Source organism: Brachybacterium sp. p3-SID1565, from assembly GCF_025143785.1.
GTDB classification, from domain to species: Bacteria; Actinomycetota; Actinomycetes; order Actinomycetales; family Dermabacteraceae; genus Brachybacterium; species Brachybacterium epidermidis.
The window spans coordinates 13,811-29,088 of the sequence record NZ_JAMBDS010000041.1 but is presented as its reverse complement, the minus strand read 5'-3'; the positions used below and the strand labels follow the sequence as shown (position 1 = coordinate 29,088).

Below are 15,278 nucleotides of genomic sequence, written 5' to 3'. Positions count from 1 at the left end.
CCCCCCCGGGGGGGGGGCCGCGTCGTGTCCGGGGCCAGGGGCGCTGAGATCACCTGCCGGGTTTCCAGGCGGCGTCACGTCCCGGACAGTGTCACGTCCCGGACAGCTCAGGATCGAGGTTCGCCACCACCCGCTCGGAGGGAGTGCCGGAGCGGTTCTGCGGGGCGTGCTCCCGGGTGATGTGCAAGCGGTCCACGCCCTGGGGCACCACGACCTGGATGGTGCCGTCGCGGGGGACCTCCAGCACTCCGAGGTCCACCGGGATGCCATCGCGCTCGCCCCACAGCTGCAGCACCTCCTCCTGGTCGCCGTCCCGCTCGTACTCGGAGACGCCCTCGGCCCACAGGGCCGCCCGGTTCTCGGTGATGATGGCCCGCCAGGTGCCGTTGTCGCTCAGCCCGGGCACCGGGCGGGCGTCCTCCTGCACACTGAGCTCGCTCCAGGTCGCCGCGAACGCGCGGGCCTCGGCCAGATCGCGACGAGCATCGAGCAGCAGGCCGGAGGCCACGAGCGCCCCGATCAGCAGCAGCGTCGAGACGACGGCCAGAATGCGGGTGGGCCAGGGGCTGCGCTCACGATCCCGCTCCGCCCGGCCTCGCGCCTTCGCCTGACGACGCCGACGGCGGGACAGCTCGGCGTCGTCCCGTGGTGAGAAGGCGAAGGCCGGAGCGGGCGCGGCACCGGGGCCGCTGGCGCTGCTGCCGGGCCCGGTACCGCCGGTGGCCTGCGGCGGGGGAGCGGGGGCCGACAGCGGTGCGGAGGCCTGCGCAGGGACGCCCGAGGGCATGCCGCCGGTCATCGCGGGGGGCCCCACCAGGCGGCGCTGCGTGTCCGTGCCGAGCACAGGCGTGGCGTAGGTGCCGTGGTAGGCGGCCTCGGGCTGCCGGGATGCGGGCGGGGCACCGGGGGCGGCCACCTGCCCGGGCGCCGCTGCGTGCCCTGGCGCCGGAGTCCGCCCCGGGGAGTGCGTCTGTCCTGGGGCAGGGGCGTGTCCGGTCCCTGAGGCGCCGAAGCCCTCCAGGACGGCCTCGTGCAGGTCACGGGAGGGGGCCACGGCCGTCAGCAGGGTCAGCTGGGCGGCGGCCTCGATGGCATGGCGGTGCACCCCGGCCGCATCGGTGCCGGCCGTCAGGGCGCGCAGCCGGGCGCGCTCGCCGTCGTCGGCCAGCGCCAGTGCGTCCAGCGCGGCCAGCGCTCCCCGCTCGACACCGGTGCCATCGGTGCCCGCCCCACCCCCGGGCTGGCCGAAGGGGACCAGGGAGTCCAGCAGGCGGGCCAGGACCATCGCGGGCTGCTGTCGGGCGGTGCCCGTGTACGGGAAGCGTCCCTGCGCGGCCGACTCCACCAGGGCCCGCTCGCGGGCGGGGAGATCCAGCAGCGCGCGCATCACCGTCACCTCCCGGCGGTCCCGGGTGCGGTCGCTCACCGCGTCGGGCGCGACCAGGGAGCGCACGTCGCCGCTGGGCTCGGTGGCGACCGCGGCACGACGGGCCCGGTCCAGCACCGCGGCCTCCCCGGGCAGGCCGCTCGCGGCGAGCTGACCGGCATCGCGCAGGCACGAGCGCAGCACCCACACCGTGAGCCTGCCGGCCTTGGCCGTCGATCCCGTGATGTGGACGCCCAGGCCGTGGATGCGCGGTCCCAGCACGTCCACCAGGGCCCTGGCCGCCCGCTGATCGCCCCCGGCCGCGCGGCGCAGCAGGGTGCGCACCGGGTCGAGACGGTCCCCGAGATCCAGGGTGTCCTCCGGTATCGCCGGAGTCTCCCCGGCATGACCCTCGGTGCTCATGCTCCCGCCTCCTGTGACCCCGTCATCTGCCGCGCCGGCTCCTCCCGGGCGTCCCGACGCGCGGACGCGTCCCATTCTGCCGACGCTCGCTCAGGAATTCTGCCCGAGAACCCAGGCACGATGCGCCGGGCCCCCGCCCACGCCAGTGCAAGAACTTGCGAAACCCTGTCCTGAAGGGTTCGCGAGCGCGGACGACTCTCCAGCAGTCGGCACAGATCGTTGCAGGCCATAGAAGATCAAAGCCATGATGACGAGTGGGAGAATCTTGCAAGGAATGTGCAAGAGTCCCGGCGTACCTCGGGTACGGTGGACCCATGAAGTCCATCTCCACCATCACGGTCGCCTCTGACCTCCCCGCCGCCCTCGAGCCTCTGCGGGAACTCGCCTACAACCTCCGCTGGACCTGGCGTCGCCAGACGCTGGACCTCTTCACGCGGCTGGACGCGAAGGCCTTCGCGGACAGCGGCCAGAACCCCATCGCCATGCTCTCCCAGGTCTCCGCGGGCCGCCTCGCCGAGGCCGCGCGCGACGAGACCTTCCTGGCGCGCATGCGCGCCGAGGTGGGGGACCTGAACACCTACCTCGACTCCGGCCGCTGGTTCCAGCGCACCGTCCCCAGCGCCGGGGCCCCCACCCCCGCTGTCGCCTACTTCTCCATGGAGTTCGGGATCTCGCCCACGCTCCCCATCTACTCCGGCGGCCTGGGCATCCTGGCCGGCGATCACCTGAAGTCCGCCTCGGACCTCGGCGTGCCGATGGTCGCCATCGGCCTGCTGTACCAGTGGGGCTACTTCTCCCAGTCCCTGGACCGCGACGGCTGGCAGCAGGAGAACTACAAGCACAACGACACCGCCACGCTCCCCGTCCAGCCGGTGCAGGGCAAGGACGGCGAGCAGCTCACCGTCACCCTCACCCTGCCCGGGCAGCGCGAGGTCGCCGTGGCCGTGTGGTGCGCCCAGGTGGGCCGGATCCCCCTGCTGCTGCTGGACACCGACCTGGAGGTCAACGACGCCGAGGCCCGCGAGATCACCGACCGCCTCTACGGCGGCGACCACGAGCACCGCATCCTGCAGGAGATCGTGCTGGGCATCGGCGGCGTGCGCGCCGTGAAGGCCTACAGCGAGGCCACCGGCTTCCCCGCCCCGCAGGTGTTCCACCTCAACGAGGGGCACGCCGGCTTCTCCGGCCTGGAGCGCGTGGGCCAGCTGATGGGCGAGGGCGCCTCCTTCGCCGAGGCCGTGGCCGAGGTGCGCGCCGGCACCGTGTTCACCACCCACACCCCGGTGCCCGCCGGCATCGACCGCTTCGGCGCGGAGCAGCTGCGCAGGTACCTCGACGCCGACGCCGCGGGCACCTCCCGCCTGATCCCCTCGCTGCCGGTGGAGGCCGCCCTGGCCCTCGGCATCGAGAACGGGACGGACATCTTCAACATGGCGCACCTGGGCTTCCGCATCGCGCAGCGCTCCAACGGCGTGGCCAAGCTCCACGGCGCCGTCTCCCGCGGCATGTTCCGGGAGCTCTACCCCGGCTTCGACGTGCCCGAGGTGCCGATCGGCTCGGTCACCAACGGTGTGCACCGCCGCACCTGGACCTCCGGCCCCATGGACGACCTGTACAAGAAGGCCATGGGCGACGTCGACATCTCCTCGATGAGCGACTGGAGCGCCCTGGCCTCCCTCACCGACCACGACCTGGGCGAAGCGCGCGACACCCTCCGCGCGGAGCTGGTCACCATGGCCCGGGCGCACGTCAAGCAGTCCTGGCTGCGCCGCGGCGCCGACGAGGCCGAGCTGGCCTGGACCGACCACATCCTTGACCCCGGTGTTTTGACCATCGGCTTCGCCCGACGCGTCTCCACCTACAAGCGCCTGACCCTGATGCTGCAGGACCCGGAGCGCCTCAAGCGGATCCTGCTGGACCCGGATCGTCCGGTCCAGATCGTGATCGCCGGCAAGTCCCACCCCGCGGACCGCCCCGGCAAGGAGTTCCTGCAGCAGATGGTGCGCTTCACGGACCAGCACGGGGTGCGCGACCGCATCGCGTTCCTGCCGGACTACGACATCCGCATGGCCGAGGTGCTGATCGCCGGCTCCGACGTGTGGCTGAACAACCCGATCCGCCCGGAGGAGGCCTCCGGCACCTCCGGCATGAAGGCCGTGCTCAACGGCGGGCTCACCTTCTCCATCTCCGACGGCTGGTGGGACGAGATGAAGGACGACGAGTCCGGCTGGACCATCCCCACCGCCGAGGTCGAGGACCGCGGCGAGCGGGACCGCATGGAGGCCGAGGCGCTGTACGAGATCCTCGAGAACAGCATCGTGCCGCTGTTCTACGAGCGCGATGCGCGCGGTCTGCAGCGCGGCTGGATGACGAAGGTGCGCTCCTCCCTGGTGAAGGTGGCACCGCAGATCGTGGCCGCCCGCATGGTGCGCGACTACGTCACCGACCTGTACCTGCCGGCCGCCCGCGCCGCGGGTGCCTTCAGCGCCGATCCCGCGCTGGCCGGTGAGTTCGCCTCCTGGAGGACGCAGGTCGCCGAGGTGTGGCCGAAGGTCTCCGTGAGCGACGTGCGCTTCGAGGGCGGCCGCGGTGCCACCGTGCCCACCGGCGCCGAGGTGACCCTCTCCGCAGACGTCCAGCAGGCGGGCCTGCGCGATGAGGACGTGCTGGTGGAGGCCGTGATCGGCCCGGTGGACGCCGACGGTGAGATCATCGACGGGCGCCTGGTGCCGCTGCAGCGCGGGGAGGACGGCCGCTGGGCGGCTCGCTTCGCCCTGGCTCATCCCGGTACCGTCGGGTACACCGTGCGGGTCACCCCGCAGCATCCGGTGCTCGCATCCCGCGCCGAGCTCGGGCTGGTCACCACCGCCTGAGCCGCCCGCCCCGAGGAAGGACCCCGCCCCGTGCCCACTCGTCGCCAGCTGCTGTTCACCGCTGCGACGGGGATGACCGGGATCGGGGTCCTTCCCGCATGCTCCCCGGGCGGGCAGTCCGCGCCCGAGCCCACCGACGCCCTGCGCCTGCGGGTGTGGGACGAGCTGGCAGCCGGGGTGTACGAGAAGGCGCTGGTCGCGTTCACCGAGTCCACCGGCATCGAGGTCGAGGTTCAGGTGGTGGGCTGGGAGACCTACTGGAGCCAGCTGCCGCTGGACGCGGCCGAGCGTTCCCTGCCGGACGTGTTCTGGATGAACACCGCCCACCTGGACCAGTACCTGGGCGGCGACCACCTGGTGGAGGTCGGGGCGGTGGCGGGCGAGCTCGCGGCGCAGTGGGAGCCGGTCGCGGCGGGCCTCTACCGCCGCGAGGACGGACTGTGGGGCGTTCCCCAGCTGTGGGAGCAGTCCGTGCTGGTGGTCAACCGTGCTCTGGTCGACGCCGCCGGGGGACTGCCCGGGGATCTGCGCTTCGACCTGTGGGCCGAGAGCGACCCGCTGCGGGATCTCGCCCTGGCCCTCACCGTGGACTCCGAGGGGCGCCGCGCCGGGGAGGAGGGCTTCGATCCGGCCACCCGGCAGGTGACCGGGTTCAGCGCGCATCCCGACCGCACCGCCGTGCTGGGGCCCTTCATCGCCGCCTCGGGCGGCACCTGGCAGCACGAGGACGGCACCTTCACCTTCGCCTCCGAGGCCGGTGTGGCCGCCGTGCGCTACCTGGCCGGGATGGCCGGCGCTGACCTCGCTCCCTCCGGCGCGGAGACCACGGCCAAGCCCGGCCTGTGCCGTGAGCTGTTCACCCAGGGATCACTGGGGCTGCTGCAGACGGGCACCTACGACCTGCGAGCGCTGGTCGAGGGCATCGACGGCGCCTTCGCCTGGGACCTGCATCCCGTGGTGGCCGGCCCGGAGGGCACCCGGCCGCTGGTGCACGCGATCGCCGCGGTGGGCCGCACCGTCACGAGCGAGGAGCGCACCGCGGAGATCGCGGAGCTGCTGACCTGGCTGGGCGGCATCGACGCGCAGCGCCCCCTGGCCGAGGCCCGACTGGGGATCCCTGCCCACCGTGATCTGCGCGGTGCGTGGGACGAGGCCTGGAGCGGCGCCGGGGTCGACACCACCGTGATCGGTCCGGCACCGGAGAACACCGCCCGCCCGGAGCACGGGCTGCGCTCGGCCGAGGGCACCTCGGCGGCGCTGCCGATCATCGGCGAGGTGTTCCGCGGCGAGGCCGATGTGAACGAGGCCATGGCCCGCGCGCAGGACGCCGCCAACGAGGCCGCCGGCTGATCAGCCCTGCTGCTTGACCCGGATCATGCCCTCCTGGGTGACGGTCGCGACCAGATTCCCGGCGCGGTCGAACAGCTGGCCCTGGGTGAGGCCGCGGCCACCGGAGGCGGAGGGGGAGCGCTGCACGTACAGCAGCCACTCGTCGGCCCGCACGTGGCGGTGCCACCAGATGGCGTGGTTGATGGTGGCCAGGCGCAGCCCCGGCGTCATCCAGCTCAGGCCCTGACGGCGCAGGATCGGCTCGAAGGGCGTGTAGTCGCTGGCGAAGGCCAGGATCGCATCGTGCACCAGCGGTGCGGCGTCGATCGGGTCCAGGGTGCGCATCCACAGCAGCTGGGTCTCGGTGCCCGCGGCGTCGGGCCCCAGGTAGATCGGGTCGGTGACGTGCCGGATGTCGATCGGCCGCTGCGTGGACCAGTACTTCGCCACCGGGTGCTCCAGTCCCGCCAGCACCTCCGCCGTGGTGGGGAGGTCCTCGGGCCCCGGCGCCTCCGGGGCGCGCTCCTGATGCTCCAGGCCCTCCTGCTGCTCCTGGAAGGAGGCGGTCATCGCCAGGATCGTGCGGGGCCCGCCGCTGCCGGACTCGTCGGCTCCGTCCTCGCCCTGGCGGGCGGGCTGGGTGGCCAGCACCCGCCGCACCGAGAAGGAGCCGCCGTCGCGCAGCGTGTCCACCTGGAAGCGGATCGGGTGGGAGGGATCACCGGGCGCCAGGAAGTACGAGTACATCGAGTGGATGCGCCGGCCCTCGGGGACCGTGCGGCCCACCGCAGTCACCGCCTGGCCCATCACCTGGCCGCCGAACACGTGACCGCCCGGCTGCGGAGAGGAGTCCCCCTCGAAGGAGGCCACCGTGGCCGGGGTCGCCACCGCTGGGTCCGCCTCGACCTCCCGCAGGTCCAGCAGGTCCAGCAGGGCGGCGGACGGCGAGGGGTCTGTCTGGGGCATGGGGTGCTCTCCTGGGACGGCGGCGCGGGACCGGATCATGCTACTCAGGTTGTCCGGGGCAGGTCAGACCCGGGTACGACGGCCCGGTGGCGCAGATCGGTCCCGGGAGCGATGCGACACCGAGGGCCGGCTGCCAGCATAGTGGGCATGCAGGCGACCACCCCTTCTCCCTGGGCCGGTGCTGCGCCGGTCGCGCAGCCGGCTGCGCCTTGAGACAATGAGGCCGTGGCTCATCTTGATATCGACGTCGCCGTGCGCTGGACCGACCTGGACGCGTACGGGCATGTGAACAACGCTGCGATGGTGCGGCTGCTGGAGGAAGGCCGTATCGCCGCCTTCTGGCAACCCACCGCCGAGGAGATCGCCCTGGGGGCGCCCGACTCACCGGCCGCGCTCGGCTCGGCCGGTGTGGGCGCGGAGATCAGCACCGTGGTGGCATCCCAGCGCATCGAGTACGTCGCGACACTCGGACACCGCCGCGAAGGGGTGATCGTGCGCCTGTGGGTCTCGCGTCTCGGCGGCGCCAGCATGGATGTGGACTACCTGGTCCTCACCAAGGACGATCCGGACGGCGCACGCCCGGTGACCCGCGCCCGCACCGTGATGGTCACCATCGACGCCACCACCGGCGCGCCCGTGCGCCTGGGGGACGAGGTCCGGGAGCGACTGGAGCGCTACCGCGCCGAGCCGCTGACCTTCCGCGGCTGACGGGCCTACTCCCGGACTCCGCGCGCGCTCACTCCAGATGGCCGGGGACGGCCTGGCCCGCCATCGGTGCCTGTCCGCCGTCGACGGTGTTGACCAGGGAGTGGGCGGCACGCTCGAGGTAGTCCCACAGGGTCTGCTCGTGCAGGGGGGACAGCTCGAGGGAGTCCACCGCATCGCGCATGTGGCGCAGCCAGGCGTCCCGGGCCGCGGGGGAGACGGGGAAGGGGGCGTGCCGGATCCGCAGGCGGGGGTGTCCGCGCGTGGCCCCGTAGTCCTTGGGCCCGCCCCAGTACTGCACCAGGAACATCCGCAGCCGGTCCTTCGCGCCGGTGAGCTCCTGCTCCGGGTACATGGGCCGCAGCAGCGGGTCCTCCGCCACGCCCTCGTAGAAGCGGTCCACCAGGCGCACGAAGGTGTCCTCGCCGCCGATCTCCTCGTAGAAGCTGCTCATGGGGTCCTCTCAGCCCTTCTGGGCGACGTCGCTGAAACGGGGCAGGGCGAAGCTCACGCCCGCCTCCCGGAAGGCCGCGGTGATGCGCCGACGCAGCTCCTGCTCCGCGCCCCACTGCTCACCCGGGGCCACCTGCACCAGCACCCGGCGCTGCACGCGGGAGCCGTTCACCCCGAGGATCCCGCTGATGGTGGCATCGCCCTGGACCACGTCCACCCAGTCGGGATCGGTGGTGAATTCCGCGGCCACCTGCTCGAGCACCTCGGTGACCTGCGTGTTGTCGGATGCGGGATCCAGATCCAGCAGCACCACGGCATTGGCGAAGCCGCGCGACATGTTGCCGATGCGGATGATCTCGCCGTTGCGCACCGTCCACAGCACCCCGTCGACGGAGCGCACCTGCGTGACCCGCAGGTTGATCTCCTCGACGGTGCCGGTGGCGTACTCCAGATCCACCACGTCGCCGACGGCCACGATGTCCTCGAACAGCATCACCACGCCCGCGACCACGTCCTTGATGATGGTCTGGGCGCCGATGCCGGCCGCCAGCCCCAGCACGCCGAGGGAGGCGATCACCGGGGCGATGTTCACCCCGATCTCCGAGAGCACCATCACCAGTGCCATTGCCCAGATCGACATCGAGGCCACGTTGCGGGCCACGTTGGAGAGGGTCTCGGCGCGCTGAGCCCGACGTGACTGAGCGGCCATGAGGGCCCTGCGGTCACGCTTGACCACGAAGCCGGCCGTGCTGGTGAGCTTCGAGGAGCCCTCGATCATGGTGCGGAAGAAGCGGCGCAGCAGCCAGCTGGCCGCCGCGCTGAGCAGCGCAGCGACCAGCAGGATCACCACGATCCGCACACCGCTGGTCAGCATCCAGTGCCACAGGCGGTCGGCGAGATCCAGGGCGTCCTCGGCGGGAGGTGAGGCGAACAGATCCATGCCCCCGACGATAGCGCCGGGGGCATGGCCTGTCGGACCCGGTCTCAGTCGACGTCGGCCCCGCGCACCCGCACGGCCCGGGCCACCGTGTCGCGGCCCTCCACCACCACGCGGCGCAGACCGAAGGGGGCGTCCTCATGGTCGGCCAGCCAGCCATCGGCGCGATCCAGCACGAAGCGGTCGCCGTAGGAGTCCGGGAAGTAGCCCTGGGCGAGGCGGTTGGCGATCTCGTTGGAGCGCCTGTCCCACACCTTCTGCAGCATCGAGAAGTAGCGCTCCTGATAAGGGGCGATCAGCGCCGGATCCAGCACCCGGTTGAAGCCCTGCACCACGGCGGTGAGGGACTCGTTGGGCAGCTCGTCCTGCTCGACGGTGAGGCGCCACGCCTCGGACTTCGCCTCCGCTGTGGGCTGAGCCGCCTTCGCGGTCAAGGCGCTCTTGCGGCCGGACTGGGTGTCGTCCTTCGCCAGCACCTCGTCGATGCTGGCGGCATCGATCCCACCCAGGGCCGACAGGGCGATCACCAGCTTCCAGCGCAGGTCGGTGTCGATCGTGCGCCCCTCGAGTGTGCGGGAGCCGTCCAGCAGGCCCGCGAGGACCTCCCGGTGCTGCTCGGTGGAGGCCAGGCGGGCGAAGGCCTCCAGGAACTGCAGCTGGGCATCGGAGCCTGCCGGGGCCGAGCCCGCCAGCTCCCACAGGGCGTCGGCGGCCCCGGCGGTGCGGGCGGCGCGGTCGCCCTCGGCGGCGTAGCGGCCCGCCACCGTCTCCAGCTGGCTGAGCAGGGTGCGCACCACCGAGGAGGACTCCTCGCGGTCGATGTTGGTCAGCACCAGCTGCTGGAAGCGACGGCTGGGCAGTTCGGCGTCGCGCACCATGTCCCAGGCGGCCGACCACAGCAGCGTGCGGGCCAGCGGATCGTCCAGGTCCCGCAGGTGCTCCATCGCGACCTCGAGAGAGCGCGGATCCAGACGCACCTTGGCGTAGGTCAGATCGCCGTCGTTCAACAGCCACAGATCGGCGCGCTTGCCGGTCAGCTGCGGCACCTCGGTGAGGGGACCGTCCACGTCCAGCTCCACCTCGTGGGTGCGCACCAGGGCATCTTTCTCGAGGCTGAAACCGCCCACCCGCAGGCGGTGCGGGCGCAGCGTCGTGTGCTCCGCCGGTGCTTCCTGGGCGATGGCGAAGCGGGTGAGGGTGCCGTCGGCCTCCTGCTCCAGCACGGGGCGCAGGGTGTTGACCCCGGCGGTCTGCAGCCACAGCTGCGACCAGGAGGCGAGTTCGCGACCGCTGGTGGCCTCCAGCTCGACCAGCAGGTCCTTCAGCTCGGTGTTGCCCCAGGCGTGCGTGCGGAAGTACGCCCGCAGCCCCTCGAAGAACGCCTCCTGGCCCACGTAGGCCACCAGCTGGCGCAGCACCGAGGCGCCCTTGGCGTAGGTGATGCCGTCGAAGTTGGTCTCGACCGCCTCCAGGTCCACCATGTCGGCGACGATCGGGTGGGTGGAGGGGAGCTGGTCCTGGTTGTACGCCCAGGCCTTCTCCGACACCGCGAAGGTGGTCCAGGCATCCGTCCAGCGGGTGCGCTCGGCGCTGGCGAGGGTGGAGGCGTACTCGGCGAAGGACTCGTTCAGCCACAGGTCGTCCCACCAGCGCATCGTCACCAGGTCGCCGAACCACATGTGCGCCAGCTCGTGCAGGATGGTCAGGTCACGGCGCTCACGGATCGCGTCGGAGACGTCCGAGCGGAACACGTACGACTCCACATAGGTGACGGCGCCCGGGTTCTCCATCGCGCCCATGTTGTACTCCGGCACGAACACCTGGTCGTACTTGGGGAACGGGAAGTCGCAGTCGAAGGACTCCTCGTAGAAGTCGATGCCGGCCCCGGTCACGTCGATCACGTTCTGGGCATCGACGTGCTCGGCCAGCGAGGCCCGGGCGTACACGCCCATGGGGATCTCCCGGCCGTCGCGGGTGCGCCAGCTGCCCTCGCCGCCCTGGTAGTTGCCGGCGATCAGGGCCATCAGGTACGTGGAGATCCGCTCGGTGGGGCCGAACTCCCAGGTCGCAACGGTGCTGTCCTTCTCGGAGACCGTCGGCTCAGGCGTGGGGGCGATCGAGATGACCCGCCAGTGGGCCGGTGCGGTCACGGTCAGCTGGAAGGTGGCCTTGAGGTCCGGCTGCTCGAAGCACGCGAACATGCGGCGGGCGTCCGAGACCTCGAACTGGGTGTACAGGTACACCTCGTCGTCCACGGGGTCCACGAAGCGGTGCAGGCCCTCACCGGTGTTCATGTAGATGCCGTCGGCCAGGATCCTCACCGTGTTCTCGCCCTCGGTCAGGGCCGGCAGCTTCACCCGGGCGCCGTCGAAGCGGGAAGCGGCATCACGCAGCAGCTCGCCGTTGAGCTCGATCTCGTGGACGCGCTTGGCGATCAGGTCCACGAAGGTCTCGCGGGCCTCGCTCGCGGTGAAGCGCAGCGTGGTCTCGGTCAGGAAGGTCTCCGGCCCCTGCGTGAGATCCAGGCGGATGTCGTAGGAGTCGGTGGTGAGGAATGCGGCGCGACGGCGCGCCTCGGTGCGGGTGAGGTTCTCGGATGACATGGCCTCCATCCTGCCACCGACAACTCAGCCGCCTGTTCAGAACCGGCCAGGGAATGGCGGGACGGTCATGAATCGTCGCGGTCGACGTGCCAGGCGGCGGTGGTGAGGGTCGCGGCCAGGCGGGGTGACCGCGACGGCGCTGGCGCCGTACCCGCCCGTCACCGCCGGGTGGTCAGGTCCAGGTCCCACTCGTAGTGCTCGGGGAGCTTCGGGATGCCCCACTTCGGGTCCGGGAAGAAGTACTCGTACCCTGCGGAGAACGGGTAGGTCCAGCGGGCGATGTGCTCCTCGGCCCGGCGGCCCGCCTCTCGGATGCCCTCGATCTCCTCGGCGCTGAAGTAGCCGGTGCGCTCAGCACCCTCGAGCTCGTCCTCGTCCTTGTAGTGCCAGTCGCGTCGCGGCAACACCACCAGGTCCAGCACCAGGTCCCGCGTGCGCAGGCCCTCCTCGGTGCGCTCGTACGGGGTCTCGAGGTTGATGTAGTAGCAGCCCAGGGAGCCGTCGTCCTTGTAGAACAGCCACACCGAGTACGGCAGGCCCGGCAGGCCGATCATCAGGATGCCGTTGCCGGTCCACAGCTGCTTGGACTGCACGCGGGGGGCGGTGAACATGCCCTCATCACCGGCACGACGCAGTGCGGCCCCGGATTCCAGCACGGGCAGCAGCACCTCGGTGCCGGGGGCGATCCACACCACCACGCCGCGGTCGTCGTCCAGCACCACGGTGCCGGGGCGGACGGTGTGCGTGGGGTGCTGGGGGGTGTAGTAGGTCCAGGTCACCTGGTCGCCGGGCGACCAGCGGTGGTTGCTAGGCATGATGGGTTCCCGACCGGATCGGCCCCCGTGGACGCCTCGGATCGACCGGTCACCGGTCCGTTGCTTCACTGCCCGCGAGGGGGAAGGTGTATGGGGCGACCATACCCCGCCTCCCCGCAGGCGTCCTGCTGCCGCGCCGGATCAGCGCGGCCGCGGCTGGGTGACCAGGGGGCACTGGACATCCGCGGGCGGATGCGTCGGTCAGCCCAGAGCCAGCAACGCCAGCACCAGCGCGAGGGCACCGGACAGCCCGGAGATCGTCAGCAGCACGATGCCGGCACCCGCTCCCCTGCGCGGGCGGTCCGCGGCGACGGCCGAGGGTCCCGCACGCTGCGGGAGCGTGGCGTCGGCCCCCAGCTCAGGGGCAGGCGGCGGCGTCCCCGGGTGCCACAGCGCAGCGGGGTGCCGCTCGGGGTTCACGCGGGTGGGCTCGTCCACGAACGCATCGGTGGAGGCCTCCTGCGGATCAGGTGCCTGGGCGGGGATGGACCCGGTGCGGGCGGTGATCCGCTCGTGCAGGCCGGGAGCTATACCCGCAAGGTCTGCGGGCCCGTTCAGTCCCACTTCGCGCAGACCGTGCCCCAGCGATCCGGGCTCGAGCGGCTCGACGCCGTCCGGCACCGTGATCCGATCCCCGGCGCGGCTGCGGCACCAGCTCTGGATCGTTCCCTGGGGAGCGGGAAGGCGCTCGAGGGCCTGGCGAGCCGTCGGCCGACGGGCGGGGTCCGGCTCCAGCATCGAGCGCAGCAGCGCATCCAGAGCGCCGGCGGCGGGATCCGTGCTGTCGGCCGGGCCCTGCCGGGCACCCTCGCCGCCCAGCATCTGCTGGGCGCATGCGGCTGCGGCCCACACGTCCTGTGCCGGGCCGGTGCTCTGGCCCTCCATGACCTCGGGGGCCATGTACCCCGGGGTGCCGTGGAAGCGTCCGGTCGCGGTGAGTCGTACGTCGGACTCGTGCAGGGCGATGCCGAAGTCGGCCAGCAGCAGGTGCGGGGCCTGGCTTCCGGTGCTGTCCAGCAGCAGGTTGGCGGGCTTGACGTCGCGGTGCACCCAGTGGTTCTCGTGCATGGCGGCGAGCGCCTCGAGCAGCTGGCCCAGCAGGTGGGAGGTGAGCGAGGGGGCGAGAGGACCGTACGTGCGCAGCAGCCCGGCCACCGTGCCGCCGTGCACCAGCGGCATCACCAGCACGATGGTGTCGTCCTCCGCGACCCAGGTGTACGGCGGCAGCAGGTGCGGGTGGGCGCCCAGTCCCTGCGCGGTGCCCACCGACTGCTCGCGCACGAAGCGCAGCACGTCGGCGCCGTCGCGCTGGCGCATCACCTTGGCCGCGCAGATCGCGCCGTAGCGCCGGTCCACGGCTCGCCAGAGGGACCCGGTGGCCCCCCGGGCCAGGGGATCGACGAGCTCGATGCGACCGGCGATGACATCGGACATGATGGTGCACATGCTAGGGCACCCCCATCCCCCGCGAGCGGCCGCGCCGACGCGGCTCGCGCTGCTCCCGTCCGCGCTGCCGTCCGCGCTGCTGGCGCTGGTGCTGGTGCTGGTCCTCGGATCCGCCCCGGCGCTCGCCGACCCGGCCGACGAGCCGGAGGCGCCGGCCACCGCGTACCAGGCGGCCGGGGCCGAGATCGAGGGCGGCTCCTCCATCGCCCAGGCGCCCACCGTCGCTCCCGGGCTGCACCGCGATTCCTTCGCCGAGGGCGGTGCCGACGTCAGCGGGGACGGCACCGCCAAGTACTACCGGATCGCGGTCGGGGAGGGCGAGAGGGTGCACGCGGCCGCGGTCATCGCCGCCCCGCCCTACGGGTCCGGGGTGCCCGAGGACTACCAGGACCTCTCGGTGGGGCTGGCCTTCGTGACCGCCGGCGGGGACGACTGCAACGACTCCAGCACCGGCACCTACGGTGAGACGCACACGGCCGACGGTCCGATCACCACGGTGCGCGTCTCCGGGCCGATGGGACCGGAGGACTGCGCCGGGACCGAGCTGTTCCTCAAGGTCACCAGGATGGGGACCCGGCTGGCCGATCAGCCGCTTCCCATCGAGGTGCAGATCGCCATCGAGCCGGCCGGGACCGCGGGCGGGGACCCCTCTGTCGACGAGGAGATCGCCGACTCCGGTGCCTCACCCGTGGCCCCCGCGCAGTCCGAGCCGATCGAGCTGGGCCGCTCCTTCAGCGGTGCGCTTCCCGTGGAGCCCGGTTCCTACGTGATCGAGCTGGTGCCCGGCGAGGTCGGCTTCGTCTCCGTCCCCGTGGGGGAGGGGCAGAGGCTGCGGTGGCGCACCGAGATCGTCTCCGAAGTGGGGGAGGAGGCCGGGCAGCTGGTGGTGCTGGCCCGCAACCCGGTGCGCGACCAGGTCGCCGTGGGCGGGGGGAACCAGTCCCTGTCCCAGCGCGGGGCCATCGAGGGTGGGGGGATGACGGCCCCGGTCGCCGTCGGCAACCGCTCCTCGGAGAAGGCATCCATCCGCAGCGCCTGGCTGCCCGGCACCCACACCGTGATGGTGCAGCGCCTGCAGCGGCCCGAGGGTGCCGCTGCGGCCGGGGCGGACCCGGTGCGGCTGATCCTCACCCTCGAGGTGGAGGGCGAGGCGGCCGAGGGCGCCTCCGAGGTGCTGGAGCTGGGCGACCTGCCGAGCGGCTCCTCCGGAGGGCTCAGCGACCTCGGGTTCCTCGGTGAGCTGGGGATGGGGAAGCTGGTGATGCTGGGGACCGCCGGCCTGCTGGCGGTGGTCGCGGTGCTCACCGGGGTCGCCGGGGCGGCGGTGCTGTGGGGGCGCAGGCGACGCTGATCAGCGGGCCC

11 protein-coding genes are annotated in these 15,278 nt (G+C 72.2%); 4 read left to right on the top strand and 7 right to left on the bottom strand.

The features are described from left to right. Positions 1–91: 91 nt before the first annotated feature. The gene (locus M4D54_RS10285) at positions 92–1,789 is read right to left on the bottom strand and encodes an RNA polymerase sigma factor (protein ID WP_259891283.1); all 1,698 of its coding nucleotides are present in this window, start codon (positions 1,787–1,789) and stop codon (positions 92–94) included. Positions 1,790–2,103: 314 nt separating this feature from the next. Between M4D54_RS10285 and glgP the strand changes: the two genes are divergently transcribed. After that, on the top strand, positions 2,104–4,662 hold the full coding sequence (glgP, locus tag M4D54_RS10280) for an alpha-glucan family phosphorylase (RefSeq protein WP_259891280.1): 2,559 nt from the start codon (positions 2,104–2,106) through the stop codon (positions 4,660–4,662). Between the two features lie 30 nt (positions 4,663–4,692). Beyond that, complete coding sequence (locus M4D54_RS10275) at positions 4,693–6,012, top strand: ABC transporter substrate-binding protein (protein ID WP_259891278.1); 1,320 nt, start codon at positions 4,693–4,695, stop codon at positions 6,010–6,012. Here the strand turns inward: M4D54_RS10275 and M4D54_RS10270 are convergent, their stop codons facing one another. Then, positions 6,013–6,957, bottom strand: a complete 945-nt coding sequence (locus tag M4D54_RS10270; RefSeq protein WP_193865855.1) for an acyl-CoA thioesterase II — start codon at positions 6,955–6,957, stop codon at positions 6,013–6,015. Positions 6,958–7,182: 225 nt separating this feature from the next. Here M4D54_RS10270 and M4D54_RS10265 point away from each other — a divergent pair, with 225 nt between their 5' ends. Continuing rightward, the gene (locus tag M4D54_RS10265) at positions 7,183–7,665 is read left to right on the top strand and encodes a thioesterase family protein (RefSeq protein WP_193865854.1); all 483 of its coding nucleotides are present in this window, start codon (positions 7,183–7,185) and stop codon (positions 7,663–7,665) included. A 28-nt stretch (positions 7,666–7,693) separates the two neighbouring features. Here the strand turns inward: M4D54_RS10265 and M4D54_RS10260 are convergent, their stop codons facing one another. The 5 genes from M4D54_RS10260 to M4D54_RS10240 all read right to left on the bottom strand — a co-directional run bounded on the left by M4D54_RS10260 (position 7,694) and on the right by M4D54_RS10240 (position 13,904). Continuing rightward, positions 7,694–8,116 (bottom strand): globin, encoded by a 423-nt coding sequence (locus M4D54_RS10260; protein ID WP_259891275.1) that lies wholly within the window; start codon positions 8,114–8,116, stop codon positions 7,694–7,696. Positions 8,117–8,125: 9 nt separating this feature from the next. Further along, positions 8,126–9,055 (bottom strand): mechanosensitive ion channel family protein, encoded by a 930-nt coding sequence (locus M4D54_RS10255; RefSeq protein WP_259891274.1) that lies wholly within the window; start codon positions 9,053–9,055, stop codon positions 8,126–8,128. 44 nt (positions 9,056–9,099) lie between these two features. After that, positions 9,100–11,655, bottom strand: a complete 2,556-nt coding sequence (pepN, locus tag M4D54_RS10250) for an aminopeptidase N (protein WP_259891273.1) — start codon at positions 11,653–11,655, stop codon at positions 9,100–9,102. 158 nt (positions 11,656–11,813) lie between these two features. Next, positions 11,814–12,470 carry a DUF402 domain-containing protein gene (locus M4D54_RS10245; protein WP_193865850.1) on the bottom strand — a complete coding sequence of 219 codons (657 nt, stop codon included), beginning with the start codon at positions 12,468–12,470 and terminating at the stop codon, positions 11,814–11,816. A gap of 201 nt (positions 12,471–12,671) precedes the next feature. Then, positions 12,672–13,904, bottom strand: coding sequence for a serine/threonine-protein kinase (locus M4D54_RS10240; RefSeq protein ID WP_193865849.1), 1,233 nt, complete (start codon positions 13,902–13,904; stop codon positions 12,672–12,674). Positions 13,905–13,914: 10 nt separating this feature from the next. Here M4D54_RS10240 and M4D54_RS10235 point away from each other — a divergent pair, with 10 nt between their 5' ends. Further along, positions 13,915–15,267, top strand: coding sequence for a hypothetical protein (locus tag M4D54_RS10235; RefSeq protein ID WP_259891272.1), 1,353 nt, complete (start codon positions 13,915–13,917; stop codon positions 15,265–15,267). The last annotated feature ends 11 nt before the right edge of the window (positions 15,268–15,278 follow it).